Origin of the sequence: Micromonospora sp. CPCC 206171 (assembly GCF_036906755.1) — a bacterium.
GTDB lineage: Bacteria > Actinomycetota > Actinomycetes > Mycobacteriales > Micromonosporaceae > Micromonospora > Micromonospora purpureochromogenes.
This window is the reverse complement of sequence record NZ_JBAKHT010000006.1, coordinates 148,481-175,272: the sequence shown is the minus strand read 5'-3', so window position 1 is coordinate 175,272 and position 26,792 is coordinate 148,481. Positions and strand designations below refer to the sequence as shown.

General features: G+C 75.9%; 25 protein-coding genes. 9 read left to right on the top strand and 16 right to left on the bottom strand.

What is annotated here, in order from left to right; translation table 11 throughout:
• Positions 1–2: 2 nt before the first annotated feature.
• Together V6U89_RS10515 and V6U89_RS10510 are read left to right on the top strand one after the other, a co-directional pair.
• Positions 3–350: a TcmI family type II polyketide cyclase gene (locus V6U89_RS10515; protein WP_334570643.1), complete on the top strand. Its 348-nt coding sequence runs from the start codon at positions 3–5 to the stop codon at positions 348–350.
• Positions 351–591: 241 nt separating this feature from the next.
• Positions 592–1,566 carry a hypothetical protein gene (locus V6U89_RS10510; RefSeq protein ID WP_334570642.1) on the top strand — a complete coding sequence of 325 codons (975 nt, stop codon included), beginning with the start codon at positions 592–594 and terminating at the stop codon, positions 1,564–1,566.
• Positions 1,567–1,793: 227 nt separating this feature from the next.
• On the opposite strand, the gene V6U89_RS10505 is transcribed toward V6U89_RS10510, so the two are convergent.
• Entirely contained in the window at positions 1,794–1,928 is a 135-nt protein-coding gene (locus V6U89_RS10505) for a hypothetical protein (RefSeq protein ID WP_334570640.1), read from the bottom strand.
• A gap of 289 nt (positions 1,929–2,217) precedes the next feature.
• On the opposite strand from V6U89_RS10505, the gene V6U89_RS10500 reads away from it, so the two are divergent.
• The 3 genes from V6U89_RS10500 to V6U89_RS10490 all read left to right on the top strand — a co-directional run bounded on the left by V6U89_RS10500 (position 2,218) and on the right by V6U89_RS10490 (position 4,869).
• Complete coding sequence (locus tag V6U89_RS10500) at positions 2,218–3,423, top strand: low temperature requirement protein A (RefSeq protein WP_334570639.1); 1,206 nt, start codon at positions 2,218–2,220, stop codon at positions 3,421–3,423.
• 102 nt (positions 3,424–3,525) lie between these two features.
• Positions 3,526–3,732, top strand: a complete 207-nt coding sequence (locus V6U89_RS10495) for a hypothetical protein (RefSeq protein ID WP_154936417.1) — start codon at positions 3,526–3,528, stop codon at positions 3,730–3,732.
• Positions 3,733–3,909: 177 nt separating this feature from the next.
• Complete coding sequence (locus V6U89_RS10490; RefSeq protein ID WP_334570637.1) at positions 3,910–4,869, top strand: TIGR03557 family F420-dependent LLM class oxidoreductase; 960 nt, start codon at positions 3,910–3,912, stop codon at positions 4,867–4,869.
• Between the two features lie 30 nt (positions 4,870–4,899).
• On the opposite strand, the gene V6U89_RS10485 is transcribed toward V6U89_RS10490, so the two are convergent.
• The 5 genes from V6U89_RS10485 to V6U89_RS10465 form a co-directional block, all read right to left on the bottom strand.
• The gene (locus tag V6U89_RS10485) at positions 4,900–7,002 is read right to left on the bottom strand and encodes an amino acid transporter (protein WP_334570636.1); all 2,103 of its coding nucleotides are present in this window, start codon (positions 7,000–7,002) and stop codon (positions 4,900–4,902) included.
• Between the two features lie 117 nt (positions 7,003–7,119).
• Positions 7,120–7,512 (bottom strand): hypothetical protein, encoded by a 393-nt coding sequence (locus tag V6U89_RS10480; protein WP_334570634.1) that lies wholly within the window; start codon positions 7,510–7,512, stop codon positions 7,120–7,122.
• Between the two features lie 40 nt (positions 7,513–7,552).
• Positions 7,553–8,302 carry a phosphotransferase gene (locus V6U89_RS10475; protein WP_334570633.1) on the bottom strand — a complete coding sequence of 250 codons (750 nt, stop codon included), beginning with the start codon at positions 8,300–8,302 and terminating at the stop codon, positions 7,553–7,555.
• A 73-nt stretch (positions 8,303–8,375) separates the two neighbouring features.
• The gene (locus tag V6U89_RS10470) at positions 8,376–9,146 is read right to left on the bottom strand and encodes a DUF5995 family protein (RefSeq protein WP_334570631.1); all 771 of its coding nucleotides are present in this window, start codon (positions 9,144–9,146) and stop codon (positions 8,376–8,378) included.
• 116 nt (positions 9,147–9,262) lie between these two features.
• Positions 9,263–12,184, bottom strand: coding sequence for a helix-turn-helix transcriptional regulator (locus tag V6U89_RS10465; RefSeq protein ID WP_334570630.1), 2,922 nt, complete (start codon positions 12,182–12,184; stop codon positions 9,263–9,265).
• Between the two features lie 190 nt (positions 12,185–12,374).
• On the opposite strand from V6U89_RS10465, the gene V6U89_RS10460 reads away from it, so the two are divergent.
• On the top strand, positions 12,375–14,702 hold the full coding sequence (locus tag V6U89_RS10460; protein ID WP_334570629.1) for an AAA family ATPase: 2,328 nt from the start codon (positions 12,375–12,377) through the stop codon (positions 14,700–14,702).
• A 175-nt stretch (positions 14,703–14,877) separates the two neighbouring features.
• Here the strand turns inward: V6U89_RS10460 and V6U89_RS10455 are convergent, their stop codons facing one another.
• The 3 genes from V6U89_RS10455 to paaK are packed head-to-tail and all read right to left on the bottom strand — an operon-like array spanning position 14,878 to position 17,247.
• Entirely contained in the window at positions 14,878–15,462 is a 585-nt protein-coding gene (locus V6U89_RS10455) for a dienelactone hydrolase family protein (RefSeq protein WP_334570628.1), read from the bottom strand.
• Between the two features lie 47 nt (positions 15,463–15,509).
• Complete coding sequence (gene paaI, locus V6U89_RS10450; protein WP_334570627.1) at positions 15,510–15,938, bottom strand: hydroxyphenylacetyl-CoA thioesterase PaaI; 429 nt, start codon at positions 15,936–15,938, stop codon at positions 15,510–15,512.
• A 1-nt stretch (position 15,939) separates the two neighbouring features.
• A complete protein-coding gene (gene paaK, locus V6U89_RS10445) occupies positions 15,940–17,247 on the bottom strand; it encodes a phenylacetate--CoA ligase PaaK (RefSeq protein WP_334570626.1) in 1,308 nt (435 codons plus the stop codon).
• Positions 17,248–17,423: 176 nt separating this feature from the next.
• On the opposite strand from paaK, the gene V6U89_RS10440 reads away from it, so the two are divergent.
• Positions 17,424–18,485, top strand: a complete 1,062-nt coding sequence (locus tag V6U89_RS10440) for a hypothetical protein (RefSeq protein ID WP_334570624.1) — start codon at positions 17,424–17,426, stop codon at positions 18,483–18,485.
• Positions 18,486–18,546: 61 nt separating this feature from the next.
• Here V6U89_RS10440 and V6U89_RS10435 read toward each other — a convergent pair whose 3' ends face one another.
• On the bottom strand, positions 18,547–18,984 hold the full coding sequence (locus tag V6U89_RS10435) for a DUF6766 family protein (RefSeq protein WP_334570623.1): 438 nt from the start codon (positions 18,982–18,984) through the stop codon (positions 18,547–18,549).
• Between the two features lie 160 nt (positions 18,985–19,144).
• On the opposite strand from V6U89_RS10435, the gene V6U89_RS10430 reads away from it, so the two are divergent.
• Both V6U89_RS10430 and crcB read left to right on the top strand, forming a co-directional pair.
• Complete coding sequence (locus V6U89_RS10430) at positions 19,145–19,612, top strand: FluC/FEX family fluoride channel (protein ID WP_334570622.1); 468 nt, start codon at positions 19,145–19,147, stop codon at positions 19,610–19,612.
• Positions 19,609–19,971 (top strand): fluoride efflux transporter CrcB, encoded by a 363-nt coding sequence (crcB, locus tag V6U89_RS10425; protein WP_334570621.1) that lies wholly within the window; start codon positions 19,609–19,611, stop codon positions 19,969–19,971. Before V6U89_RS10430 ends, crcB begins: the two co-directional genes overlap by 4 nt.
• Before the next feature lie 120 nt (positions 19,972–20,091).
• Here the strand turns inward: crcB and cobA are convergent, their stop codons facing one another.
• From cobA to cbiE, 6 genes are all read right to left on the bottom strand, one after another.
• Positions 20,092–21,774: a uroporphyrinogen-III C-methyltransferase gene (gene cobA / locus V6U89_RS10420; RefSeq protein ID WP_334570620.1), complete on the bottom strand. Its 1,683-nt coding sequence runs from the start codon at positions 21,772–21,774 to the stop codon at positions 20,092–20,094.
• Positions 21,771–22,367: a precorrin-8X methylmutase gene (locus tag V6U89_RS10415; RefSeq protein WP_334570619.1), complete on the bottom strand. Its 597-nt coding sequence runs from the start codon at positions 22,365–22,367 to the stop codon at positions 21,771–21,773. Before V6U89_RS10415 ends, cobA begins: the two co-directional genes overlap by 4 nt.
• Positions 22,364–23,449 (bottom strand): HoxN/HupN/NixA family nickel/cobalt transporter, encoded by a 1,086-nt coding sequence (locus tag V6U89_RS10410; RefSeq protein ID WP_334570618.1) that lies wholly within the window; start codon positions 23,447–23,449, stop codon positions 22,364–22,366. Before V6U89_RS10410 ends, V6U89_RS10415 begins: the two co-directional genes overlap by 4 nt.
• A complete protein-coding gene (locus tag V6U89_RS10405; protein WP_334570617.1) occupies positions 23,446–23,637 on the bottom strand; it encodes a 4Fe-4S binding protein in 192 nt (63 codons plus the stop codon). The genes V6U89_RS10410 and V6U89_RS10405 overlap by 4 nt, the downstream gene beginning before the upstream one ends.
• Positions 23,625–25,367, bottom strand: a complete 1,743-nt coding sequence (cobJ, locus tag V6U89_RS10400) for a precorrin-3B C(17)-methyltransferase (protein WP_334570719.1) — start codon at positions 25,365–25,367, stop codon at positions 23,625–23,627. Before cobJ ends, V6U89_RS10405 begins: the two co-directional genes overlap by 13 nt.
• Before the next feature lie 110 nt (positions 25,368–25,477).
• Complete coding sequence (cbiE, locus tag V6U89_RS10395; RefSeq protein ID WP_334570718.1) at positions 25,478–26,728, bottom strand: precorrin-6y C5,15-methyltransferase (decarboxylating) subunit CbiE; 1,251 nt, start codon at positions 26,726–26,728, stop codon at positions 25,478–25,480.
• Positions 26,729–26,792 lie beyond the last annotated feature (64 nt).

Below are 26,792 nucleotides of genomic sequence, written 5' to 3'. Positions count from 1 at the left end.
CCATGAGCCGTCTACTGATCGTCAGCAGAATCCTCCCGGGCTCGGAGGGCCGGGTGGCGCAGATCTTCGCCGAATCCGACGCCACCGAACTGCCCGCCCTGACCGGCGTCCGGCACCGGTCCCTGTACTGCCTGCACGACCTGTGCGTCCACCTGATGGAGACCGAGGACGTGGACCCGGACGCGCTGGCCGGCGCCCGCAACCACCCGCTGTACCTCCAGGTCAACGAACGACTCTCCGCGCACACCTCCCCGTACCTGCCGACCTGGCATTCGCCCCGGGACGCCATCGCCGGGTGCTTCTACCGCTGGGACGCCGCCGACGTCCCGACGCCGCGCCCGGCCCGGTGAGCGGGCGGACGCCGAAGAGGACCGAGCCACCGGCCGGGTCGGACGACGCCACCTCGTCGCGACCCGGCCGGATCCACCCGCTTTCCGTACCGTCGGTCATCCCGCCGCCACCCGCCGACACCGTGCATCCCACCTGCATCGCGATGACCCATCCTCCCTGTCGTCCGCCATACGCGTGTGCGAAGCTGCCGGCGAGTTTTCTTCGTGACTTTCACCGACATATGCAAGAGGGAGGTTTGCCGTGCCGTCGACTTTCGGGCAGTGGCTGATCGTGATCCTGGCCGTGGTGCTGGGCGGAGCCGGGGGCTGGGTGGCCCGCGGCCGGCAGGCCGCGGCGACCGCCGAGCGGCCGGAGCCCATGGTGGAGGGTGACTCGGTCGTCGGGCTCTCCGAGGAGGAGCAGGCCGCCGCCACGGTGACCGCCACCGTCGACACCCCCCAGCCGGCGGCCACCGTCGACGTCGCGCCGGCGCCCGCCGCCGTGATCGACGTGCCCACCCCGCACGACCTCGACGCCCCGCCCGCCGCCGCGTCCCTGGCCGCCAGCCACACCCCGCTGACCGCCGACGACGACACCGCTCGGACGGACACCGTCGCCGGCCCGGTCGACGTGGCCGCCGCCGACGTGGCGGCCGATCGCACCGACGTGCTCGACGACCGCACCGACGCGTTCGACGCGGGCGACGACCGGACCGACGTCGTCGCCGTCGAGGCCGACGAGGAGCGGACGGTGGAGCCGGTCGGCGCCACGCAGAGCGACCCCGACACCACCGCCCACAAGGTGGACGCCGAGGTTGTCGCCCCCGCCACGCCGGTCGAGGCCGTCGCCCCGGCCGAGGTCGAGGCCGCGGAGCCGGCCAGCCGGGTGGTCCCCGCTCCCCGCCGCGCGCTGGATGACGAGGCACCGGTCGCCTCCGACGAGCCGGCGACCGCCGACGCGGACGCCGTGGCGACGCCGGACGCCGACGCGCCGGACGACTTCCGCCGGATCCAGGGCGTCGGGCCGAAGATGGCCGCCGCGTTGCAGGCGGCGGGGATCCGCACCTACCGCCAGCTCGCGGAGCTGGACGAGCCGGCGCTGCGCGAGACCATCCGGGCCGCCGGGCTGCGTGCCGCGCCGAGCCTGGCGACCTGGCCGCAGCAGGCGAAGCTGCTGGCCGGTGCCGGCGCCGAGGCCGGTGCGGTGCTGCCCGAGCCGGCCGCCGACCAGGCCTGAGCACCACGTGGGCCGGTGTCCGCGCCTCGGCGCGGACACCGGCCCACACCGTTTCCCCGGGGCCCGTCACCGACCCGGGCGGCGTACTCCTCGGCGATGGCGACGAGCGTCTGCCGTGCCTTCGCCGCGCGAGCCGGGTCGGGGTCGTCGAACGTGATCAGCGCCTTGCACAACGCCCAGCCATCGCGGCTCGGGCCTGCGCGGACGTCCGAAGTGGCCCCCCGGCGTCAGGCGCTGCTCTCGGCGGCCGGACCGGACGTGGCGTCGATCCGATGCAGGGTCGCGAGGGAGCCGGCGAGCCCGGTGGCGAACGCGGTCAGGTCGGCGATCGGCTCCACCCAGGCCTGTCCCCCTCTATCCATCGGCTGACCACGCCAACGGAGAGCCCTCGGCGGGCTCCCCTGCGGGAGCGGGATCGGGACGGGCAGCGGGGGGCGGGCACCGGCAGCCAGCGCTGCTCCTCGGCCACCTGCGCGGCGTGGCCGGGCGCGCTGGGCAGCCGTACCGTCATCTCGTCGCCGAGGTGACGGGCAACCGGGATTCGCCGGGAAAGCGCCGAACCGGACACGTCGCCCGGCGGCCGTCGCTACCGTCGGTGAGCGGGCCGACCGCGGCCCGCCGCGCCGAAAACCCGGTACGCAGGAGCAGCACGTGCAGCCACTCATGCCGGAGCCGCCCGCCCGGCAGACCGGCGCGCCGGTGCGTGACCCCGAGGGGCCCCGCCGGGTGACCCTGCTGGAGCTCTTCTTCGACCTGGTCTACGTCGTCGCGCTCGCTCTCATCTCCAATAACCTGGTCACCGACCTGACCTGGCAGCACGCCGGCCAGTCCCTGATCATCCTGATGGCGGTCTGGTGGACCTGGGCGATCACCACGCTGGTCACCGACATGTACGACCCGCAGCGCACCGAGATCAAACTGTTGGTCACGGCGGTGATGTTCGGCGCGCTGCTGATGACCACGGCCATCCCGCACGCCTTCACCGACCGGGGCATGGTCTTCGCCGGCACCTACGTGGCGATCCACCTCGGCCGGGGCCTGTTCCTCATGCCCACGGTACGCGGACACCGGCCGACCCAGCGCCGGGCGGCGCGGATCTTCATCTGGTTTGCCGTCTCCGCGGTCCCCTGGATCATCGGCGCCACGGTGAGCGGGCACGCCCGGGAGGCGTTCTGGGCGCTGGCGCTCGCCATCGACTACGGCGGCTTCCGGCTGGCGTACCCGGTGCCCGGGCTGGGGATGGTCCCCGAGCGGCAGCGCAACGTCACCGCCGAGCACCTGTCGGAGCGCTTCCAGCAGTTCTTCATCATCGCGCTCGGCGACGCCGTCCTGGTCATCGGCACCATGTTCAGCCGCGTGCACTCCGAGGCGGAGAACATCAGCGCGTTCGCCATCGCCTTCCTCACCACCCTGCTGCTCTGGCGGATCTACGTGCACCGCTCGGGTGAACTGCTGCCGCACGCGATCCAGGCGGCGCAGGCGCCGAGCCGGTTCCTGCTGAGCGCGCCGTACACCCACCTGACCCTGGTAGCGGGAGTGGTGACCACGGCGGCCGGCTTCGACCTGGTGCTGCACGAGCCGCTGGGGCACACCCCGCCGTCGTGGGCGGCGGTCATCCTCGGCGGGCCGGCCCTCTTCCTGGTCGGCCGGTCCGCCTTCGAGTACGAGGTGTTCAGCCGGGTCTCGCTGTCGCGCCCCGGCGGGCTGCTGGCGCTGCTGACCCTCGCCCCGGCGGTGCTCTTCCTGCCACCGCTCTCCGCCGCCGCGGGCGCGATGGTGGTGCTCGCCGGCGTGGCCGTCGCGGACACCCTGCGCAGCCGGGGCAAGCCGCCGGAGCGCCCGTCCCCGCCGCACTGATCCGGCCGGTGCGCCGGTGACCGTTCCGGATGTCGTTTATCCGCTCGTCGCGTCTGGGTACAAGTGCGTCACCTCGACCCACCACGACCCTGGAGGCACCCCATGCGCGGCACATCGATTTTCGGAGTCATCGTCGTCATCTGGTTGCTCATCGGCGCGATCGCCGCCGGGCAGCGCGGCTACTACAGCAACGACGACACCAACTGCGCCGAGGCCGGCACGATCCTGGTGACCATCGTGGCCGGGCCGCTGAACTACATCGGCGCCAACCCGAAGGTCGACTGCAAGCTGCCCGAGCCGTCCAAGTAGGTCCACCGACCCCCGGCCCGCGCCCGCACCCCGGGGCGCGGGCCGTTTCGTGTCCGCTCCCGATCACGCCCGTCACCACCCCTACGGCGTCCTAGGAGGCTGGGTCGAGGGGTGCGTTTGTCGGCCGACGGGCCGGGAAGGGCAGCGGCCCAGCGCCGGACGGGACGGAGACGCGGCATGCAGATCGGCTACAAGCTGGCCTCGGAGGGGTACGCCCCGCAGGAGATCATCCGCCAGGCGGTCCGCGCCGAGCAGGCCGGCTTCGACTTCGTGGAGATGAGCGACCACTTCCACCCCTGGCTCGACGTGCAGGGCCACTCGTCCTTCACCTGGAGCGTGCTGGGCGCGATCGCCGCGAGGACGAGCAGCCTGGGCCTGGCGACCGGGGTCACCTGCCCCACCGTGCGGTACCACCCGGCGATCATCGCGCAGGCCGCGGCGACCATGGCGCTGATCTCCGACGGCCGGTTCACCCTCGGCGTCGGCGCCGGGGAACGCCTCAACGAGCACGTGGTCGGGCAGGGCTTCCCGAGCGTACGGGGGCGACACGAGCGACTGCGCGAGGCGCTGGAGATCATCCGCCTGCTGTGGCAGGGCGGCTACCAGTCGTACGAGGGCAGGCACCTCCAGTTGGAGGACGCCCGGGTCTTCGACCTGCCGGAGACCCCGCCGGTGATCGCCGTGGCGGCCAGCGGCAGGTCGTCGGCCACCATGGCGGCCGAGCTGGGCGACGGCCTGTTCGTCACCGAGCCGAAGTCGTCCATCGTCGAGCACTACCGGGCGGCCGGCGGCGCCGGACCCCGCTACGCCGAGGTGCCGCTCGCCTGGGCCGGCGACGAGGAACAGGCGGTGCGGGCGGCATGGGAGACCAGCCGGTGGGCGATCACCGGGTGGAAGGTGATGAGCGAGCTGCCCAACCCGGCGAACTTCGACGCGGCGACCTCGTGGGTGGAGGACCACCACATCCGGCGCCAGTTCGCCGTCGGCCCGGATCCGCAGGTGCACGTGGCGGCGGTCAAGGCGTTCGTCGACGCCGGCTACGACCACATCGTCCTGCAGAACGCCGGCCCCGACCCGGACGGCTTCCTCGACTTCTTCGCCGGCGACCTGGCCGGGCGGCTGCGATCACTGGGCTGACCAGCGGCCCGGACCCACCACTAGGTGCGCTCAGCCGCCGACGTGGATGCCCGGCCGGCGCGACGGGTCCGGCTCACTCTTGCGGATGATCTCCCGGACCACCGGCGGCGTGTCGCCCCGGCCGAGGATGAGGTAGCGCAGCAGGTGGGCGAGCGGGTTGCCCTCGGACCACTCGAAGTGCGCGTGCGGGCGTACGCCGGTGCCGTCGCGCAGGGCGAGCAGGATGGCGGCGATGGCGTTCGGGACGGCCGGGCTGCTGGCCCGCAGCACCCGGTAGCCGCCGACCTCGACACCGTGCACCCGCAGCACCTGGCTGAACTGGGACGGGTCCACCACGTCGATCTCCAGGAACAGCACGTCCGCCGCGCCCGGTACCGGGTTCATGCCGCGCTGCGCCCGCTCCTTGACCCGGTACTCCTTGAGCGCCCCGCTGTCGCGCTTGTTGGCGATCAGGTGCAGCCGGCCGTCGTGGGTCAGCGAGTCGGCGATGAACCGCCGGGCGGTCGGGTCGAACTCGATCCGCTCCGCCCGCAGCTCGGTGGTGCGGGACACCCGGGAGATCAGCGAGACGGCGATGATCCCGGCGATGAACAGGGCCGAGATGGCGATGCCGTCCGGCTTCGCGATCACGTTCTCGGCGAGGGCGTAGAGCAGGACGGCGGTGAGCAGGCCGAAGCCGGCCCCGGCGAACCGGTGGTGGGCCCGCACGGCCGCGATGGTCACCGCCACCGAGCCGGAGACCATCATCGCCAGGATCCCGGTGGCGTACGCGCCGGCCTGGGCGTTGACGTCCGCCCGGAAGGCGACCGTGATCAAGATGCTGATCAGCGTGTAGACGATCACCACCGGCCGGACCGCCCGGCTCCACTCCGGCGCCATCCCGTACGACGGCAGGTAGCGCGGCACGATGTTGATCAGGCCGGCCATCGCCGAGGCGCCGGCGAACCAGAGGATCAGCACGCTGCTGATGTCGTAGACCGTGCCGAACGCCTCGCCGAGGTGTTCGTGGGCCAGCCAGGCCAGGGCCCGTCCGTTGGCGGCGCCGCCCGGCCGAAACTCCTCCGCCGGGATCAGCACCGTCGTGACGAACGTGGTGGCGATCAGGTACACCGACATGATCAGCGAGGCGGCGGCGAGCAGCTTGCGGGTGTTGCGGATCCGCGCCTCCAGGCGCTGCCGGGAGTCCGCCCCCGCCCCCTTCACCAGCGGCATCATGCTGACCCCGGTCTCGAAACCGGACAGGCCCAGCACCAGCAGCGGGAAGGCCAGCACCGCGGGCCCGAGCAGCTCGCCGAGACCGGTGCCGCCGGCGGTCAGCGCCTGCGTCCAGTCGCCCACCAGGGGCGGGTCCGCGACCACCTCGGCCAGCCCGGCGACCACGATCACCGCGTTCAGCCCGAGGAAGACCGCGACCAGCGGGATGGCCACGGTGACCGCCTCGCTGAACCCCAGCAGGAACACCCCGCCGAGGACCAGCAGCAGCACCACGGTCACCACCACGGCGGCGGCCGTGCCGTGCGGGAAGGACGCCGGCAGGTACGGGTTCTCGATCAGGTGGACCGTCGCGTCGGCGGCGGAGAGGGTGATCGTGATGATCCACGAGGTGGCGACGAAGCCGAGCAGCACCAAAACGAAGATCTTGCCGCGCCAGAACGGCAGCAGCCGCTCCAGCATCGCCACCGAGCCCTGCCCGTGCGGGCTCTCCCGGGCCACCCGCCGGTACATCGGCAGCATCCCGAACAGGGTCAGCGCCACGATGAGCAGGGTGGCCAGCGGGGAGAGCGCCCCGGCCGCCAGCGCCGCGATGCCGGGCAGGTACGACAGGGTGGAGAAGTAGTCGACGCCGGTCAGGCACATCACCTGCCACCAGGGGTGGCGCTTCTGCGTACCCTCCTGCGCCTCGGGGCCGGCGGGCTGCACCTGGTGGGCGAAGAGCCAGCGCCGCAGCGGGTCGGCCGCCGGGCGGGGGCGGGCGTGGCTCTCCACGCACTCCGGGACCGTCACCGACCCCGATCGGGTGCGCTCCCCGTGCAGCGGATCGCGGGCCGCCCGCACCTCGGCCCCGAGACCCGCCGGCGTGCCACGCCGCCCCCGGGTACGCCGTGGCGTCGCCCCGTCCCGCCCGTCCACCATGCCCGTCCCACTCTCTACGGTCCTGCACCGACCGTAGGCGGTACCCACGGCACCGCTCGGCGGAACCGGCAAGCCGGGAGATCATCGCGGGCGCGACACCGCGCGGGCCCGCTGCTCTCAGCCCGGTGGCGCCCCCAGGACGTCCCGCAGGGCCTCCGGGTCGGAAACGGTGACCGTGGCGCCCGGGTGACGGGGCCACGGTCCCGGCACCAGGGCCGGGACGGCGTCGGCGAATTGCACACAGACCCCCGCGGCGGTGCTGGTGCCGAAGGTGACCCCCTGGTCGGCGAACGACAGGTGCGGCCCGATCGTCCGCCACCACCGGTACGGCCCGTCGAGCCGCGCCCCGGTGATGTTGGCCCGGGGGGTGCGCAGCCGCCAGGGTCCGTACCGAATCTCCAGCGCCTCGTCGTCGACGAGCACCCAGGAGGTCTCCGGGCGTACGCCGAGCAGCGCCAGCGGGGCCCGGAAGGCCGGGTCGAAGCGGAACGCGGAGCGGTGCACAGGCATGACCCGCGCGTACCCGGTGCCGGCCGGTCGACACCCCGGCTCACTCCAGCGCGCGGGTCCAGTCCTCGACGTGCGCGTCCAGGTGCGCGGCGGTGGCCCGCCAGTACGGCCCGTCGACGGTGAAGATCCGGGCCCAGGGCTGCACCCCGTCGCGGGCGCCGTCGCGCAGCAGCGCGTACATCGCCCGGGCCCGGCGGCCCAGGGTGGCGGCCAGTGCCGGGCGGTCCGCGTCGGCCAGGCCGTACCCGTCGACCAGGGCGCGCAGCCGCCGCGCGGACTCGGCGACCGGCCGGTCCGGCCGCAGCCCCGCCATGGCCTGCGCGGCGTACGCCAACTCCCAGCGCCGGGTGCCGGGGCCGGCGCCGTCCCAGTCGATCAGCACCCAGCCGCGGTCGGCGCGGACCAGGTTCCAGGGCGCGGCGTCGTGGTGGCAGACGAGGTCGACGCCGTCCGGGGCGATGGCCACCCGCCAGCCGGCCGACTCCGGGGGCACGAACCCCGCCACCGCGTCGTGCAGGTCGGCCAGCAGGCGGCCGATCGAGGCCAGCTCCGCCGGCGGGTACGTCCCGGCCTCCGGCCCGCACTCCCCCGGCACGTACTCCAGCACCTGGCGGCCCCGCGCGTCGCGGCCCAGCGGCCGGGGCGCGCCGGTGAAGCCCACCGCGTGCAGGTGCGCCAGCAGCGCGTCGACGCTGTCGGTCCACGGGCCGACCGGCCGGCGCACCGTGTCGCCGACCCGGACCACGCCGCTGGTGACGTTGCCGGGCAGGGGCTGTTCGGTCATCGGCATCCGGCCATCCTGCCCGGCGGGGACGCGTCCCCGCGCCCCGGTTTCCCGGAGCGCGGGGACCCCCCGTCCCCGGCTACTGCAGGAACGCCCCCAGCGGCGAGAGCAGCAGCCGGCCGAGCGCCGCGGCGTTGTCGTCCAGCCGCGTGCGCTCGCAGTCGCGGGCGTGCGGGTCGTGCCGGCACCGCCAGATCTTCTGGGCGTTGCGCCAGGCCACGTCCCGGGTGTATTCCACCAGTTCGCCCTGGTACCAGTCGTCGACGTCCCCGTTGAGCATGTCGATCAGCAGCTGCCACCGCTCCAGGTAGCCGCGCCGCAGCGAGGGGATCTTGTCGGCGAAGATGTCGTTGATCTTGAGATAGTCGCGGTGCTGCTCACTGCCGTCGACCGGCTCGGACTCCAGGTGGTCGAAGGTCGTCACCAGCGCGAACGGCAGGTCGAAGTTGATGTGCGCGTTCACCCCCGCCGCCGCCGACGGCAGCGGCCGGGCGTCCGGGCCGCGCATCCGCTTGAACAGGCACGACCAGGCCTTCGGGGTGGTCGGGCTGGACTCCGTCCACAGTCGCAGCGCGTCGAAGTAGCGGGTGGCGAACTCCACGTCGAGCCGGGACAGGAAGACCGGGTCGGCGAAAAAGTCGTCGTACAGCCCCTCCAGCACCCTGGTGGTGATGGTCAGGTACAGCTCGTTGAAGTCGGCCAGCGGGCAACTGCGCTCCAACGGCGGCAGCCGCACCAGCAGGTCCTGGAGCTTGGTGAGGTGGTCCACCACCGCCGGCACGTCGCCCGGGTGGTCCGCCAGCAGCCCGACGATGTCGGCGTGGACCGGGCCCCAGACCGGTTCCGTCATGTCTCCTCCACAGTGGTCGGGGCACCCCCGTGCCGTCGGCGTCGCTGGACAGCCTTCCAGCGACACCGACGTACGGGATCAGTAGAACGACGTATTCGTCGCGACCCGGTGTGTGCTCAGTCAGCGCCGTTGCGCAGGTGGATCGCGCTGGCCTGGACCCGGGTACGCACCTGGAGCTTGTCGAAGATGTGCGAGACGTGCACGCCGATGGTCCGCTCGCTGATGAACAACCGCTGGCCGATCTCCTTGTTGGTCAACCCCTCGGCCACCGCGGCCAGCACCTCACGCTCCCGGGCGGTCAGCACCGCCAGTTCGTCGCTGACCGGCTCACTGCGGGCCGCCCCCGGGCCGCCGGCCGGCTGGGCGCGCTCCTCCAGCTCCACCCGGGCCCGCCCGGCGAGGGTCTTGATCTCGCTGGTCAGCGGCACGGCGCCCAGCCCCTGCGCCATCTCGTACGCCCGGCGCAGCAGCTTGGCCGCGGTCGCGCTGCGGCTGCGTCGGGCGAGCAGCGCCTCGGCCTGCCGCAGCCGCGAGTACGCCGCCGGGTACGGGTGATTGCGCCGGTCCCACTCGGCGGCCGACCGGGCCCACAGGTCGGGGTCGCCCCGCCCGTCGAGCCGGCTCAGCTCGGCCGTGCACAGCACCAGGAAGCCCTCCGCGCCCAGGCGTACCGGCCGGGCGGCGTGGGCGCTCTTGCGGGCCACCCGGTCGACCACCTCGCGCAGCCGCCGGACCACGGTCTCGTCGACCGGCACCGTCCGGCTGGCGTGCGCCTCCGCCTCGGCGCGCAGGCCGTGCCAGGCCAGGGTGGCCAGCAGCACCACGTCGTCCGAGCGGCTCTCGGTGAGGCCGCGCTGCACGGCCTGCCGGGCCACGTCGTGCCGGCCCTGCCACATCGCCAGCCCGGCCCGCAGGATCAGCATCGGCAGCACGTGCCGCGCCCCGCCACCGGCCAGCACCGTGGCCACCGCCTCCAGGTCGCGGTCGGAGGCCGCCACGTCGCCGTAGCCGACGGAGAGGCGGCACCGGGCCAGCAGCAGCTCGACGGCGTCCGCGCCCGACGGGCGGTGCCGCAGCGCCGCCGCGACGACCTTCTCCGCCTCGGCCCACTGCCCCACCCGGAACAGCCCGTTGGTGGCGATGGCCAGCAGCCGGGTCTCGTAGGTGCGTCCCAGCCCCAGCTCGGCGACCCGCTCGGCGCCCCGGCGGGCCACCACCACCCCCTCCTCGAGGATGTTCAGCGGCCCGGTCAGCAGCTCCGCCAGGTGCAGGTACGCGCACGCCACGTCCTCGGGCCGGCCGGCCCGCTCGGCGATCTCCAGCGCCCGCCGCACCACGGCCAGGCCGGCGTCCGGGTCCTCCAGGAACGCCTCGCTGAAGCCGAGCGCCGAGCTGGCCAGCACCACCTCGGTGGTGCTTCCGTCGACCTCGGCCGCCAGCGCCAGCGCCTCCCGGGCCCGGGCGCCGGCGTCGGCGTACCGGCCCAGGTGCAGCAGCAGCTCGGCGAGGTGGGCGGCGGCGGTGGCCCGTTCCCGGGAGGTGCAGTCGGCGTCCTCCAGCACGCGCTGGTACTCGGCCTCGGCGGGGGCGGAGCGCCCGGCGGCGGCCAGGTAGCGGGCCCGCCGGATGCGCAGCGCGCAGGACGCCTCGGCGTCGTCGCCGCCGGCCAGCTCGGCCAGCAGGGAGAGCGCCCGGGCGTGCTCGCCGCACTGGTGGGCGGTCTCGGCCGCGTGCTCCAGCAGCGCCGCCCGGTCGACCTCCACCGGCGCCGCCTCCGTCGGCCCGGCGGGCGGGGTGTCGGCCAGCTGCAACGCCACCGACCAGTGCCGGTGCGCCTCGGCGAAACCGTGCAGCCGCTCGGCCTCGCGGGCCGCGGCCATCGCCGCCGGCAACGCCCGGCCGGGCTCGCCGGCCAACCGCCAGTGGTGCGCCAGCCGGGCCTGGTGCAGCTCCGCCGGCGCCCGGGTGAGCGCCTCGGCGTAGCGCCGGTGCAGGGCGGAGCGCTCGGCGGGCAGCAGCTCGTGGGCGAGCACCTCGGCGACCAGGCGGTGCCGGAGCCGGTAGCCGTCGTCCGCGCCGACCAGCAGCCGGTGCGCCACCGCGGCGCGGACCGCCTCGATCAGCTCCTGTTCGGGCAGGCCCAGCACCTCGGCCAGCAGCCAGTGCTCGACCGGCTCCACCCCGGCGGCCACGGCGTGCACCACCGCGTGCGCGTGCTGGGGCAGCGCGTCGACCCGGGACAGGAAGATCTCGCGCAGGGTGTCGGAGAGCCCGTCGCGGCCGTCGCGCAGGTCGCGCGCGAGTTCCTCGACGACGAAGGGGTTGCCGCCGCTGCGCTGCCAGACCTGCTCGGCGGCCTCCGGGGCCGGCGGTGTGCCGACGATCGCGGCGACCAGCCGGTCGGTGTCCGCCCGGTCCAGCGGGGCCAGGTCGACCACCCGGACCGAACGCAGCCGCCGCAGCTCGGTGAGCACCCGGCGCAGCGGGTGGGCACCCTGCAACGACTCGGCCCGCACCGCGGCGAGCACGGAGAGCTGGAGGTCGCCCAGGCCGGCGAGGAGGTAGAGCAGTAGCTGCCGGGTGCTCCGGTCGACCCACTGCAGGTCGTCGAGGACCAGCACCAGCGGACGGCCCTCGGCGATCAGGGCCAACCCGCGGGACACCCGCTCCAGCAGCGCGCCGCCGTCGGCCGTGGCCGTCTCCTCGGCGAACGCCCGCAGCAGGCCGCGTACGGCCGACGAGGTCCGCGCCTGGGTGGCGGTCAGCTCGGCGTCGAAGCGGCGCAGCGCCTGGATCACCGGGTGCAGCGGCGAGGCGTCGCCGATGTCCAGGCAGGTGCCGGTCAGTACGACGGCTCCCGCGTCACGCAGCCGTGCCCCGACCTCGTGCAGCAGCCGGGTCTTGCCCACCCCGCTCTCACCGCTGACGAAGACCGCCGCGGTCTGCCCGGGCCCGAGCTCGTCGAGCAGCGCGGAACGCAGCGCCGTCAGCTGATCGGCACGGCCGACGAGCGGCGCATTGTCCACATCGCTGGCCATGTCCGCAGCCTAGTCACAGGTCCCCGCACCGTTCTACGGGCTTGATCCCGCTGTGGTACTCCTCGCGTCGACATTGCGACTAAAGGTTGCGACCGGCCGACATACGTCGTTCTGCAGATCCCCCGACGGCCCGGTGGTGACAGTGTCCGGATGTCGTAAGGCACCGCTGCTGGGGGGAAAGGTGGGTGCGATGCCACTGTCCACGGTCGCCACCGGTCGGGAGGACGTCACGTCGCCCTGGCCGGTCCGGGAGGAACGGCGCGTGGTCAGCGTGCTGTTCGCCGACATCGTCGGTTCGACGGCGCTGACCGAACGGCTCGACCCGGAGGACGTCCGCGCGCTGCAACGCGCGTACTTCGACACCGTCGCCGGGGTGCTGCGGCACTGGGACGGCGTGGTCGAGAAGTACGTCGGTGACGCGGTGATGGCGCTGTTCGGCGCGCGCCGCTCCGACGGGCTCGACGCGTACCGGGCGGTCCGGGCCGCGCTGGAGATCCAGCGTGCCCTGGACCGGCGGCCCATGCCGGGGGGCGTGCGGCTGCGGGTCCGGGTCGGGGTGGCCACCGGCGAGGCGGTGGTCGACCTGGCCGCCGCCCACGACGGCGGGCACGGCGCGGCCAGCGGCGCGGTCACCACGACCGCGGCCCGGTTGCAGGAGTACGCCCCGGCCGGCGGAGTGGTGGTCTGCGCCGCCACCCACCGGGCCACCGCCGACCTGGTCGACCAGCGCGCCCTCGCCCCGGTGGCGCTGGCCGGCAAGGCGCTGCCGGTCGACGTCTGGCGGGTCACCGCGCCGGCCCGGCCGCGCCGGCCCCGGCACGAGGGTCCGCTGGTGGGCCGGCGCCGGGAGCTGGCCACCGCCCAGGACCAGCTCGTCCGCGCCGCCCGCGAGCACCGGCCACGATGGGTGTCGCTGGTCGGACCGGACGGCATCGGCCGCAGCCGGCTGCTGCACGAGCTGCGCCACGCGCTGCGGGAGGTCGACGGGGTGGCGGTCCGCTGGTGCGTGACGCGCTGCCCGCCGTACCCGCAGGGGTCGCTCGGGCCGGTCGCCGAGCTGGTGCGCGACCTGGCCGGGGTGCGCGACAGCGACCCGCCGGCGGTGGTCCACCGGCGGCTGGCCGCCCTGGTCGACGGGCTGGTCGCGCCGGCCCGGGCCACCGCGACGGTCACCGCGCTGGCGGCGCTGCTCGCCGCGCCGGAGGGAACGGCCCCGGCGACCGGCGCCCCGGCGGCCTGCCGCCAGGTGCTGCTGGCCCTCGCCGCCCGGCAGCCGGTGGTGGTCGCGGTCGACGACCTGGACCGGGCCGGGCCGGAGCTGGACCGCTTCCTGCGGGCCCTCTTCGCGGCGGCCACCCTGCGCGGGCTGCCGCTGGCCGTGGTCGCCACCCACCGACCGCAGCTGGCCGACCCACAGCCCGTGCCCGACGACCGCCTTTGCCGGGTGGCGCTGGCACCGCTGGGCGCGGTCGACACCGGGCGGCTGCTGCGCCGGCTGCTCGGCCGCGCCGGACGGCCGGCCGCGCTCGCCGGCCGCCTGCTGCCGCTGGTCGGCGGCATGCCCGGGTACGCCGGCGCGTACGTCGCAGCGAGCGGCGACGGGGAGCCCGGACTGCCGGAGGCGGTCCGCCGGATGGCCTCCGCCCGGCTGGACCTGCTCGACGACGCGCGGCGGGCGGTGCTGACGGCGGGCGCGGCGCTGGGCGTCGACTTCACCGCGCCGGCCGTCGACCGGCTGCTCGGCTGGGCGCCCGGGCGGGCGGCGGCGCTGCTGCGCCGGCTCGCCACCGCCGACACCCTGCTCCGGTGCGACCGGCACGGCCGGTACGAGATCGTGGACCCGGCCCTGCGCCGGACCGCGTACGACCGGCTGCCCCGGGCGGTCCGCGCCGAGTTCGGCCGGCGGGCCGAGCAGTGGCGCGCGACGGCATCCGGACGGGTGGCGCCCACCCGCTCGAGTACGGCCGCTCCCCGCCTCGCCACGCCCCGCCCGGCCCACGCCGAGCCGGCTCCCGCCCTCGCTGCCGAGCAGGTAGCCGTCCTCGCCCCGGCGGCAGCCCTCGACGGCGGGCAGGGCCACCACGCCGCCCGAACGCGCCCCGACGTGATCGCGTCCGGCCCTCGGTCCACCGTGGACGGCGCGGGGCGGTGGTCGATGCCACCGGCGCCGTCAACCCGAAACCGGATCCGGGACGAGGGCACCCGGATAGCCGACGGCCTCCGCCGTGACCTGGGGTGGGGTCCGCGCTCCGGCGGCGGCCACGAGGACCCTGTCGTGCCGATCCTCCCCCGGCTCGCCGCCGGGCCGCGCCGGCACGGGCGAGCCTCCGACACCGGCGCGGGCCACGACCGACCCCTGGCCAACGCGCCGGACGGGCGCGCGCACCGGCCGTCGTCGCCTCCCGCTCCCACCGGCCGGGGCAGTGCCGCCGTCGTGCTGGCACTGCGTCACGCGGCAGCGGAGCGCGCCGGCCAGACGCCGCCGCGGGGCGGCCCGCCGCTCAGACGAGTGGCCTGAACCGATCCCCGGCACGCGAGGCGGCCGGCGAAACGGCGGACCGCGCGGACTGGAGACCACGGCGGCCACGGTCACGGGCTTCGGGGCGACGGGCCCGCCGCTCAGGCCGGTGGCCTCAACCGCTCGCCGGCGCACCGGCGAACCGGCACGCGGAGGGCGTGGTGGGCAGCCCGGGTCAGCCGGCCGACGGGCCGGGCAGCCCGGCGAGGAAGGTCAGCGCCCGCTCCCAGGTCTGCTCGGCGGCCCGCGGATCGTGGTCCGGCACGTCCGGGTCGGTGAAGAGGTGCCCGGCCCCCGGGTAGCGGAACACCTCCAGCCGCGCCCCCGCCCCGGTCATCGCCCGCTGCCACTCGGCGACCTCCTCCGGCGTCTCGTACTCGTCGGGGTCGGCGAGGTGCAGCTGCACCGGCAGGCCCGGGCGGACCGCGGCCGGCTCGGCGCCGGTGCCGTGCAGGAGCAGCAGCGCGGCGGCGTCGGGCCGCTCGGCCAGCAGCGCCCCGGCCACCCCCGCGCCCATCGACCAGCCGGCCAGCACCGTCTCCGGCGGCAACGGGGCCAGCGCGGCCCGGCCCCGCCGCAGCACCTCGTCGCGGCCGATCTTGTCGAGCAGCGCGAAACCCGCCTCCACGGTGTCGGTGGGCGGCTCACCGTAGAGGTCGGGAGTGACGACCCGGTGCCCGGCCGCGCGCAACCGGTCGGCCTGGGCCAGCACGGCCGGCCGGAGCCCGTACACGGAATGGAAGGGCACGATGTGTGTCATCCGGTCATCGTGCCGGAAACCCCCGACAGCGGCGGTGCGCCGCGCGGTCAGCCCTCGGCGCCGCGGGCCAGCGTCCGGCTGCGGCCCCGGAACTCGGCGACCACCTCGGCGCCGCGGGAGACGGTGACGTCGTAGATGCCGCTGCGGCCGTAGCGGGTCCGTTCGGTGGCCCGGGCGGTCAGCAGGTCGCCCTCGCGGACCGGGCGCAGGAAGCTGATCTCGCCGCCGGCGGCGACCGTGGCCGGGCCGTGGCTGTTGCAGGCGAGCGCGAAGGCCGTGTCGGCGAGCAGGAAGACGAAGCCGCCGTGGCCGATGGCGTGCCCGTTGAGCATGGTCGCGGTCACCCGCATCCGGGCCACCGCGGCGCCGTCGCCGGCGGAGACCAGCTCGATGCCCAGGGCGCGGGAGGCCACGTCCGCGTCGAACATGTCGTGCGCGGCGGTACGCCCCGCCGCGGGCCGGCCGTTCTCCGCCATCTCAGCCCACCCGCCGCTGGTCGACGATCCGCCGCATCTTGCCCATCGAGCGCTCCACCCCGTCCGGCGCGATCACCTCCACCGCCACGCTGACCCCGATGGTGTTCTTCACCTGCTCGACCAGGGACCGGCCGGCGTGGGCGGCCTCCTCGACGCCGACTCCGGCGCGGCGCTCCACCTTGACCGTCAGGGTGTCGAGCCGCCCCTCCCGGGCCAGCACGCACTGGAAGTGCGGCGACAGCGCGGGGGTACGCAGGATCAGCTCCTCGATCTGGGTCGGGAAGACGTTCACCCCGCGCACGATCATCATGTCGTCGGTCCGACCGGTGATCTTCTCGATCCGGCGCATCGGCCGGGCGGTGCCGGGCAGCAGGCGGGTGAGGTCGCGGGTGCGGTAGCGGACCACCGGCATCGCCTCCCGGGTCAGCGAGGTGAGCACCAGCTCGCCCTGCTCGCCGTCGGGCAGCACCGCGCCGGTGACCGGATCGATGATCTCGGGGTAGAAGTGGTCCTCCCAGAGGTGCAGCCCGTCCTTGGTCTCCACGCACTCGGTGGCCACCCCCGGGCCCATCACCTCGGACAGGCCGTAGATGTCCACCGCGTGCATGTCGAGGCGCTGCTCCATCTCCCGGCGCATGTCCTCGGTCCACGGCTCGGCGCCGAAGATGCCGACCCGCAGCGAGGTGGCGCGCGGGTCGACGCCCTGGCGCTCCATCTCGTCCACGATGGCCAGCATGTAGCTGGGGGTGACCATGATGACCTCGGGCTGGAAGTCGCGGATCAGCAGCACCTGCCGTTCGGTCATCCCGCCGGAGACCGGGATGACCGTGCAGCCCAGCTCCTCGGCCCCGTAGTGCGCGCCCAGGCCGCCGGTGAACAGGCCGTAGCCGTACGCCACGTGCACCCGGTCGCCGGGCCGCCCGCCTGAGGCGCGGATCGAGCGGGCCATCAGCCGCGCCCAGGTCCGCAGGTCCTCGCGGGTGTAGCCGACCACGGTGGGCCGGCCGGTGGTGCCGGAGGACGCGTGCAGCCGCGCCACCCGCTCGCGGGGCACCGCGAACATGCCGAAGGGGTAGTTCTCCCGCAGCTCCGCCTTGCCGGTGAACGGGAACCGGGCGAGGTCGGCCAGCTCCCGGCAGTCGTCGGGGTGCACGCCGGCCGCCTCGAACGCCCGCCGGTAGTGCGGCACGTTGTCGTACGCGTGCCGCAGCGACCAGCGCAGCCGGTCGAGTTGCAACGCACGCAGCTCGTCGACCCCGACCCGTTCGACGGGTTCCAGTTCCTCCGGCGAGGGGGTGCGGTCCTGCACGGTGCCTCCTGGGCGCGCGGGTCCGGCGCGGGTCCGCGCCGAGGCGACGTTGCGTACCGTACGCCCCGCCCCGGACGGCCGACCACCGCGGCGACGGTCGATGCGCCTGCCGCCCGATCACGCAGCGAAGCGGCACAATGGCGCACGGTGGCACACGACGTGGGAGGGTGGCGACGATGACGCGTACCGACACGGCACCGGCGGGCATCGGCGGGCGGGCGGCCAGCCGGCCGGGGGTGGCCCCGGCGAGCCGGTGGGAGGATCTGGTCGCCGTCCTGCTCGGCGCGTGCCTGGTGGGCGGGGCGCTGGCCGACGGGTGGGCGCACACCAGCCTGCTCGACACCATCGAGGGCTTCTTCACGCCGTGGCACGGCCTGCTGTACGCCGGCTTCGCCGGCAGCGCGGGGTGGATCTGCTGGCTGGCGTACCGGCGTCGGGACCGCGCGCCGCGGTGGTGGCGCGACGGCTGGCCGCGGGGGTACCGGGTGGGCGCGATCGGCGTCGCGGTCTTCGCCGCCGGCGGATTGGCCGACCTGGTGTGGCACGAGACGCTCGGGGTGGAGGTCGGGCTGGACGCCGAGTTCAGCCCCAGTCACCTGCTCCTCGACGGCGGGGCGGTGCTGCTGCTGACCAGCCCGCTGCGCTCCTGGTGGGCCAGCCGGGAGGGCGGGGCGCGGGCGGCGACCGGGGTCGCCTCGTTGGCGCTCGGCACGATGGCCACCACCATCCTGCTCGGCCACTCCTCGGCGTTCCTCAGCGCCGCCGCCACCCGGGAGACGGGGGCCTCCGGTGCTCAGCAGGCGGCCGTCCTCGGCGTGGACGCGTACCTGGTCACCACGGTGGTCATCGGCGTGCCGGTCCTGCTGTCGCACCGCCGCCGGGCGACGCCCGGGGCGGCCAGCGCCGTGGTCGCCGGGGTGGCGCTGTTCGCCCTGGTGATGTTCGAGTTCCCGGTGCCGCAGGCCTCGGGCGCGGTCGGCGCGGTGGCCGGCGCCGCCCTCGCCGACCTGGTGCTGTGCCGGTCGGACGCGGTACGCGGCCCGGACGCGGCGCTGCGGCTGCCGGTCGCCGGCGCGGCGCTGGCCGCGCTGGTCTGGGGTGGACACCTGGCGGGGCTGGGGCTGGCGGACGGGATCGGCTGGACGCCGGAGGTGGCCAGCGGGATGGTGACGCTGACCGCGGTCGAGGGCGCACTGCTCGGCGGGCTGGCCGCCCGCCCGCTGCCCGACGCGAACTGATCCCCCGACGGGCCGGGCCCGGGCGGATGGTCCGGCCGGGCCCGCCGCGGCTCGTCCCCTGTCAGGGGTTCTGCGGGTCCAGGTTCCGGTCCCGGAGCAGGGCGTCGAGCTTGGCCTCGATGCGCTCGTCGGACTCGCGGGACTGCGACGACCCCCAGTGGTAGAAGAGCGCCAGCCCGGCGGCCTGCCAGATCAGCTGGAGGAACTCCGACTGCCAGTTCTCCAGCGTCGAGGCGAAGAACTGCGGCAGGAACTCGCTCCAGGCGAAGGACTGCCCGTGCTGGCTGGCCTCGTTGCTCTCCACGACCAGCTGGAAGATGAACTGACCGGCCCAGGAGAGGAGGAAGAACGCGCCGGTGACCAGGGCGAACGAGTACGCCTTCGGCCACCTGGGCTTGCGGAACGGCGGGCCGTCCGGCCGCCGCCGACCATCCCGGGACCCCTTCTTCTCCCCGCCCTCCTCCGCGCGGGTCCCGGCGGTTGTGCTGCTCCCGGCCATCACGAACCCCCTCTCGACGATCGTTGTCGCGGGGGTTGTGCCCCGACGCCGGCCAGCCGAAACCGACGCAGCGCGGCGCCGGCGTGCTCCAGGCCGAATCGACGCAACCACCGACGACCGTAAGGTGGACCCGACCGGGCAGGTACTGGTAGGAGGACAGGTGTCCGCATCCCGGCGCATCGACCCCGACGTCGACCTGCGCGTATCCGCCGACCGGCGCGAGCTGGGCGCACACCCGGCCGCCGTGCTCGGCGCCGTCGCCGCCGGCGGGGTGCTCGGCGCGCTGGCCCGGGCGGGCGTCCAGGCGGCGCTGCCGCACCCGCCCACCGGCTTTCCGTGGTCGACCTTCTGGGTCAACGTGACCGGGTGCCTGCTGATCGGGGCGCTGATGGCGGTGCTCGGCCGGCGCGACACCGCCCCGCTGGTCCGCCCGTTCCTCGGCGTCGGCGTGCTCGGCGGGTTCACCACCTTCTCCGCGTACGTGGTGGACGCCCAGCGGGCGGTCGTCGCCGGGGCCGTGCCGATCGCGCTGGCGTACCTGGCGGCGACGCTGGTCGCCGGCCTGCTGGCGGTCTGGGTGGGGGACGCGCTGGCCGGCCGGCTGCTGGATCGGGGCGCCGACCGGTGACCGTCCTGCTCATCGCCGTCGGCGCGGCGCTCGGCGCGCCACTGCGCTACCTGACCGACCGGGCCGTGCAGGCCCGGCTCGACTCGCTGCTGCCCTGGGGGACCCTCACCGTCAACGTGGCCGGTTCGCTGCTGCTCGGCGTGCTGCTGGCCGTCCCCGCCGGGCCGGCCGTCACCGCCCTGGTCGGCACCGGCTTCTGCGGCGCGCTGACCACCTGGTCCACCTTCGGCTACGAGACCCTGCGGCTGGCCCGCACCGGCGCCCGGCGGCACGCGCTGGCCAACGTGCTGCTCAGCGTGGCCGCCGGGCTGGCCGCCGCGACCCTCGGCTACGCGCTGGGCCGGGCACTGGCGGGCTGACGTCGACCGGGGCCCGGCCGGGTGGCGAGCGCCTCGCCGACCGGTCGGGCGCGGGTGCGCCCACCTCGACGTGGGCCCACGGCGACGCCGCCCACCCGTCCGCCGGCGGCCGGTCGCAGGTTACGGAACCGGGTCGGCCGGGCGGGCGGGCCCGGGCAGCCCGACCACCGGCCCCACCACGAAGACCGCCGGCGGCCGGACGTCCTCCCGGGCCGCCAGCTCGCCCACCTCGTCCAGCCGGGACGACAGCGACCGCTGACCCGGCTGGCCCGCGTCCTGCACCATCAGGACCGGGGTGTCGGCCGCCCGGCCGTGCTCGATGAGCACCGCCGCGATCTTCTGCACCGTGTCGACCGCCATCAGCAGCACCAGGGTGCCCCGGGCCCGGCCCAGCGCCGCCCAGTCCACCAGGGAGTCCGGGTGCCCGGGCGGCAGGTGGCCGGAGACGACGGTGAACTCGTGCGCGACGCCCCGGTGGGTGACCGGCACCCCGGCCAGTGCCGGCGCGGCGACCGCGCTGCTCACCCCAGGCACCAGCACCGTCTGCACCCCGGCCGCCGCGCAGGCCTGGACCTCCTCGTGACCCCGGCCGAAGACGTACGGGTCGCCGCCCTTGAGCCGGACCACCCGCTTGCCGGCGCGGGCGTGCGCGATCAGGGTGTCGTTGATGGTGTCCTGCCCCATCGACGGCCCGCGCGGCACCTTCGCCGCGTCGACCACCAGCACCCCGGGGCGCAGCCCGGCGAGCAGGCCCTGCGGGGCCAGCCGGTCGGCCACCACCACGTCCGCGGCGTCCAGCAGCGCCCGCCCCCGTACCGTGATCAGGTCGTCCGGGCCGGGGCCGCCGCCCACCACGGCGACCTGCCCCGGGCGCAGGCCGGGCTCCTGGCCGTGCTGGTGGTGCCCGTGGTGCCGGTGCCCGTCGTGGTGGTGGTGCTGATGGCCGCCCACCGGGTCGTCGGGGTGATCGTGCGGGGTCTGCGGCCGGCCGACCTTGTCGGCGAAGCCCGGCATCAGCACCCGGTACGCGCAGGTGTCGCAGTTCATCCGGATGTCCCCGCGCAGCGCCTCGGCGTGCCGTTCCAGCACCAGGTCGGCCAGCGCGTCGCAGTCGCCGATCAGGTCGGCCACCCGCACGTCCAGGTCGGGGTGGGCGGCGGCGAACTCGGTCGACCGGGCGACGATCCGGTCCGGCAGCACCCCGGCGAAGAGGAAGTACGGGGCGACCACGATCCGTCGGGCGCCGAGCCGGCGCAGCCGCTCCAGCACCGCCGGCACGGACGGCTCGGCCAGGGAGACGAAGCCCGGTTCGACCCCGGCGTAGCCGCGCCCCTCCCAGAGCAGCCGGGCCACCTTCGCCACCTCGGCGTTGGCGTCCGGGTCGGTGGAGCCGCGGCCGATCAGCGCCACCCAGGTGCCGGCCCGGTCGGCCCCGGCCAGGGCGGCGTCGATCCGCTCCGCCAGGGCGGTGAGCAGCAGCGGGTGCGGCCCGAGCGGCCGCCCGTAGCGGTAGGTCAGGCCGGGGTGGCGGTCCTGCTCGCGGGCCAGCGCGGCGGGGATGTCGCCCTTGCCGTGCCCGGCGGCGGTGAGCACCAGCGGCAGCGCCACCAGCGACCGGTGGCCCCGGCCGGCCAGCGCGCCGACCGCGTCGGTCAGCGGCGGGCGGGACAGCTCGATGAAGCCGCCCTCGACGTCGCCGACGCTGCCGGCGGCGCGCCGCCGGACCCGGTCGACGAGCGCGGTGAACTGGTCGACCCCGGCCGCGCTGCGCGTGCCGTGCCCGACGATGACCAGCGCGGTCATTGCGTCTCCTCCTGGTACAGCAGGGCGTTGAGGGCGGCGGCGGCGACCGCCGAGCCGCCCTTCTCACCGACGTTGGACACGGCGGGAAGGTCGCTGGCCCGCAGCGCCGCCTTGCTCTCGGCGGCGCCGACGAAGCCGACCGGCAGCCCGACCACCAGGGCGGGCGCCGCGTCAAGGGTGATCAGTTCGGCCAGCGCGGTCGGTGCGCAGCCGACCACCCAGACGGCGCCCGGGCCGACCCGGTCCAGGGCGATGCGCACCGCCGCCGCGGAGCGGGTCAGGCCGGTGTCGCGGGCCAGCGCGGCGGCGGCCGGCTCGGCCACCGGGCAGACGATGTCCCGACCGGCCCCGGTGATCCCGGCGGCGACCATCCAGACGTCGGCCACGATCGGCGCGCCGGCGCGCAGCGCGGCCAGCCCGCCCGCCAGCGCCGCCTCGTCGCAGACCAGCTCGGTGACGTAGTCGAGGTCGGCGCTGGCGTGCACCACCCGCTCGGTGACCGCCCGGCTCAGCGGGGGCAGGTGACTCAGGTCGACCCGGTCCCGCAGGATGCGGTACGACTCCTGCTCGATGGCGTGCACGACCCGGGTCACGGCCGCTCCTCGGCCGCGCCGCCGTAGCGCCGGTCGTGGCCGCGCAGCTTCCACAGCACCACCGCGCCGACCCAGGCCAGCACGAAGAGCAGCACCACCGCGTAGCCGAGCTGTTCGAAGTGGTCGCCCAGCGCGGCGTACCCGGACAGCGCGGTCAACCCGAGCTGGTCGACCAGCAGGCTGGCCCCGTAGACGCTGGCGACCAGCGCGCCGACCAGCACGGTCATCCCGGTGGTGGCCAGGTTGTACCAGAGCCGCCGGGCCGGGTGCCGGTACGCCCACGAGTAGGCGCGGGCCATCAGCAGGCTGTCGGCGGTGTCCATGGCCGACATCCCGGCGGCGAAGAGCAGCGGCAGGGTGAGCAGGGCCAGCACCGGCAGGCCGCCGCCGGCGGCGGTGCTCGCCGACAGCGACAGCAGGGTCACCTCGCTGGCGGTCTCCAGGCCCAGCCCGAAGAGGAAGCCGACCGGGGCCATGTGCCAGGAGGAGCGGACCAGCGACCGCGCCCGGGAGCCGAGGATCCGGTGCATCAGGCCGCGGTTGAGCAGCAGCAGGTCCAGTTCGGACTCGTCCAGCGCGCCGGCGCGCAGCCGCCGCCACAGCTTCGCCATCCCGGCCAGCACCGCCGCGTTGAGCCCGGCCACCAGCAGCAGGAACGCGGTGGCGGCGGCCGCCGCGACCACCGCGCCGACCTCGCGGATCCCGGCCAGGCCGCCGTCGGTCATGGTGGCCGAGGCCAGCCCGATCACCAGGGCGAGCAGGAGCACCACCGCGCTGTGTCCGAGGGCGAAGAAGAAGCCGACGCCGACCGCCCGGCGGCCACGCAGCAGCATCAGCCGGGTGGTGTCGTCGATCGCGGCGATGTGGTCGGCGTCGAAGGCGTGCCGCACCCCGAGCAGGTACGCCAGGGCGCCGGCCCCGGCCAGCCCGCCGGCCGCCGCCGGCTGGTCGTTCCAGTACAGGTAGAGGCTCCATCCGGCGACGTGCAGGGCGGCGACGGCGGCCACCACGCCGCCGAGGCGTACCCGCTCGGCGCGGCTCCACCGCCCGATGGGCGGGGCGGCGTCCGGGGTCGAAGTCATCGGTCTCCTCGTGGTTCGGCGGTGGCGCGGATGGCGTCCACCGGGCAGATCTCCAGGCACTCCAGGCAGCCGGTGCAGCGGTCCTCGCGGACGGTGAGGCCGCCGGGTACCGGCCGGATGGCGTGCGTCGGGCAGGTGAGCAGGCAGGCGCCGCAGCCCTGGCAGGCGCCGATGCTCACCGCCGCCACCGGTACCCCCGGGGCGTGACCATCCGGCCGGCGACCAGCCGGGTCTGGGTGCTGCCGACGACCACCACGCCGTACATGTCGACCAGGGCCGGGTCGAAGGTGGCCAGGGTCGCCAGGTGGACCCGTTCGCCGGCGCGGCTGGCGTTGCGCACCACGCCGACCGGGGTGTCCGGCGGGCGGTGCGCGGCGAACACCTCCAGCGCCGCGCCGAGCTGCCAGTCCCGGGCTCGGCTGCGCGGGTTGTAGAGCAGCGCCACCAGGTCGGCCTCGGCAGCGGCGGTGATCCGCCGGACGATGACCTCCCACGGGGTGTGCAGGTCGGACAGGCTCAGGTAGACGTGGTCGTGCCCGAGCGGCGCGCCGAGCAGCGCCGCGGCGGCCAGCCCGGCGGTCACCCCGGGCACGCCGACCACGTCGACGCGGGCGTCGGCGTACTCCAGGGCGGGGCTGGCCATCGCGTACACCCCGGCGTCGCCGGAGCCGATCAGCGCGACCGCGTGACCGGCGGTGGCCTCGGCGACGGCGGCGCGGGCCCGCTCCTCCTCCGCGCCGAGCCCGCTGGCGAGCACCCGGGTGCCCGGCCGCAGCAGGTCGCGGACCTGCGCGACGTACTGGTCGAGGCCGACGACCACGGCGGCCCGGCGCAGCTCGGCCACCGCGCGCGGGGTGCGCAGGTCGGGCGCGCCGGGGCCGAGTCCGACGATCGCCAGCCGCCCGCGCGGGGCGTGCCGGGCGACGGCGACCGTCGCCATCGCCGAGGCGGTCTTCGGCACCAGCAGGGTGGCGTCGCCGCCGCGCAGCGCCGCGGCCTCCGCGACGCTGGGGGTGCCGACGGCGGCGCGGACCACCTCGCTGGGGTGCGGCACGTCGACGGCGGCCAGCTCTGCCGCCGGCCAGGTCATCAGGGGTACGCCGAGCGCGCGGGCGGTGTCCACGATGCCCGCCTCGTCGGCCTTCAGGTCGACGCTGGCCAGGCAGCGCAGGCTGGCCTCGGCCAGCCCGGCTCCGGCGAGCGCCCGGCGCAGCAGCCCGGCCACCTCGGCGGCGGCCACGCCCCGGCTGGAGCCGGTCCCGGCGACCAGGGACGGCGGGCGCAGCACGGCGGTCCGCCCGTCCAGCGGCACGACCCGGTCGGTGACCAGCAGCCGGTACCCGCCGTCCGGCGCGTCGGCGCGCACGTTGTCGGGCAGTGGCGGCAGCGGCCAGGTGGCGTCGGCGTCGAGGCGGACCGGCTCGCCGTCCAGGATCGCCCGGGAGACGGCGGCCACCGCGCCCTCGACCGGCCAGCCGAGGGTGTCCAGGCCGGGCAGGCCGACCGCGTCGGTGGCGGTGGTGACCACCGGGCGGGCGTCGAGCAGCGCGGCCACCTCGGCGGCGAGGGCGTTGGCGCCGCCGGCGTGCCCGCCGAGCAGGGCGACGGCGTGCCGGGCGGCCTCGTCGACGACCACCACGGCCGGGTCGCTGCGCTTGTCGCCGAGCAGCGGCGCGAGGATCCGGACCACCGCCCCGGTGGCCAGGAACGCCACCACCGCGTCGCACCGCGCCCAGGCGCTCCGCAGCGCGTCGGCGACCGTCTCTCCCGGGATCAGGCGGGCGTGCGGCCAGGCGTCGGCGAGGGTCCGGGCGTGCCGCCGCCCGGCGGCGGTGGCGGCGACGAGCCCGACGGTGCCGGGGCCGGTCGTCGCACTCGTGTTGGCCGCAACGGTCGTGGCCCCGCCCCGGCCGGGCACGGTGGCAGCCGGGCCGGGCGCGGTGGCGGCTCCGGTCGGGGGGTCGGGTGGTGCGGTCTGGTGCACGTGTGCTCCCCGGGAGGGTCCGGTGTGGTGGGTGGATGGACTGGTCACCGGCGCTCCCCGGTCAGCACGACCACCGGGTTGGTGGCGGCCAGGCGCAGTGAGCCGCCGGGCAGGTCGGCGAGGCGGGCGGCGGCGAGCTGGCTGCCCTCGACCGCGTAGCCGGCGGCGCGCAGCAGGTGCACGGCGGGGGCGACCCGGTCCAGCGCGGCGAGGGTGACCACCATCCGGTCCGGCCGGCGCTCGGCCACCGCGGCGAGCACGTCGGTGCCGCCGCCGCCGACGAAGACGGCGTCCGGGTCGGGCAGCCCGCGCAGCGCCTCGGGGGCGTGACCGGTCACCAACCGGAGGTCGACGCCGTGCCGGGCGGCGTTGGCCCGCACCGGTGCTCGCGGGTCGCGTTCCACCGCGATCACGGCCGCGCCGAGCAGGGCGCACTCGATGCCCACCGAGCCGCTGCCGGCGCCGACGTCCCAGACCAGTCGGCCGAGGCGGGGGCGCAGCCGGGCCACCGCGAGGGCGCGTACCTCCGCCTTGGTGATCATCGAGTCCCGGTGGGCGTACGCGGTCTCCGGCAGCGCCCAGCCGCCGGCCGGCGCGGCGGCCGGCTGGTTGTCCACCCGCATCGGGCCCGTCCCGCCCCCGGCACCGGCGGCCGGGGCCAGGCTGAGCAGGACGTGGGGATCGGCCCAGGTGCGACCGGCCGCCTCCGCCGGGCTGGCCCAGGTCACCCGCTCGTCGGGGGTGCCCAGGCGCTCGGCCACCATGAGCCGGCGGGACCAGCCGACCAGGCCCGCCCCGAGTTCGGCCGCCCCGGCGCCGGGCGCGGTGAGCACCACGACGGCGGGCAGCGCGCGGCAGGCGTTGAGCGCCGGCCGGGGGTCGCGCCCGTGCGCGGTGACCACCGCCGCGCCGTCCCACGGCAGTCCGGCGCGGGCGAACGCGGCGGCCACGCTGGAGACCGCCGGCAGCACCCGGAGCGGCAGCCCGGCCGCCCGCAGCCGCCGGACGATGCCGAAGAAGCCGGGATCGCCACTGGCCAGCACGACGGCGTGGTCGCCAGCCGCGACGGCGGCGCCGAGCCGATCCAGGGCGGGGGTGAGCGGCCCGAGGGTCACGGTCGGGCAGCCGGGCGGCACCGGCACGGCGGCGAGGTGCCGGGCCGCCCCGACCACCAGCCCGGCGGTGGCGAGCGCCTCGGCCAGCCCGGGGTGCGCCGGCCGACCGGCGGCGTCGATCCCCACCACGATCACGGCCGCGCCGGCGGACAGGTCCTCGGTGAGCGGTATGCCGCTCAGGCATAGATATGACTGGGAGTCATATCGGACGCCGGTGGATTCCCGCCGTCCGTCACCACCCTGA

What these genes read in the sequence shown, in the direction of transcription:
- V6U89_RS10515 (WP_334570643.1), top strand. Translation starts at nt 3, where the DNA reads ATGAGCCGTCTACTGATCGTCAGCAGAATCCTCCCGGGCTCGGAGGGC.
- V6U89_RS10505 (WP_334570640.1), bottom strand. Translation starts at nt 1,928, where the DNA reads ATGGATAGAGGGGGACAGGCCTGGGTGGAGCCGATCGCCGACCTGACC.
- V6U89_RS10495 (WP_154936417.1), top strand. Translation starts at nt 3,526, where the DNA reads ATGCGCGGCACATCGATTTTCGGAGTCATCGTCGTCATCTGGTTGCTC.
- V6U89_RS10490 (WP_334570637.1), top strand. Translation starts at nt 3,910, where the DNA reads ATGCAGATCGGCTACAAGCTGGCCTCGGAGGGGTACGCCCCGCAGGAG.
- V6U89_RS10485 (WP_334570636.1), bottom strand. Translation starts at nt 7,002, where the DNA reads ATGGTGGACGGGCGGGACGGGGCGACGCCACGGCGTACCCGGGGGCGG.
- V6U89_RS10480 (WP_334570634.1), bottom strand. Translation starts at nt 7,512, where the DNA reads ATGCCTGTGCACCGCTCCGCGTTCCGCTTCGACCCGGCCTTCCGGGCC.
- V6U89_RS10475 (WP_334570633.1), bottom strand. Translation starts at nt 8,302, where the DNA reads ATGCCGATGACCGAACAGCCCCTGCCCGGCAACGTCACCAGCGGCGTG.
- V6U89_RS10470 (WP_334570631.1), bottom strand. Translation starts at nt 9,146, where the DNA reads ATGACGGAACCGGTCTGGGGCCCGGTCCACGCCGACATCGTCGGGCTG.
- V6U89_RS10465 (WP_334570630.1), bottom strand. Translation starts at nt 12,184, where the DNA reads ATGGCCAGCGATGTGGACAATGCGCCGCTCGTCGGCCGTGCCGATCAG.
- V6U89_RS10460 (WP_334570629.1), top strand. Translation starts at nt 12,375, where the DNA reads ATGCCACTGTCCACGGTCGCCACCGGTCGGGAGGACGTCACGTCGCCC.
- V6U89_RS10455 (WP_334570628.1), bottom strand. Translation starts at nt 15,462, where the DNA reads ATGACACACATCGTGCCCTTCCATTCCGTGTACGGGCTCCGGCCGGCC.
- paaI (WP_334570627.1), bottom strand. Translation starts at nt 15,938, where the DNA reads ATGGCGGAGAACGGCCGGCCCGCGGCGGGGCGTACCGCCGCGCACGAC.
- V6U89_RS10440 (WP_334570624.1), top strand. Translation starts at nt 17,424, where the DNA reads ATGACGCGTACCGACACGGCACCGGCGGGCATCGGCGGGCGGGCGGCC.
- V6U89_RS10435 (WP_334570623.1), bottom strand. Translation starts at nt 18,984, where the DNA reads ATGGCCGGGAGCAGCACAACCGCCGGGACCCGCGCGGAGGAGGGCGGG.
- cobA (WP_334570620.1), bottom strand. Translation starts at nt 21,774, where the DNA reads ATGACCGCGCTGGTCATCGTCGGGCACGGCACGCGCAGCGCGGCCGGG.
- V6U89_RS10410 (WP_334570618.1), bottom strand. Translation starts at nt 23,449, where the DNA reads ATGACTTCGACCCCGGACGCCGCCCCGCCCATCGGGCGGTGGAGCCGC.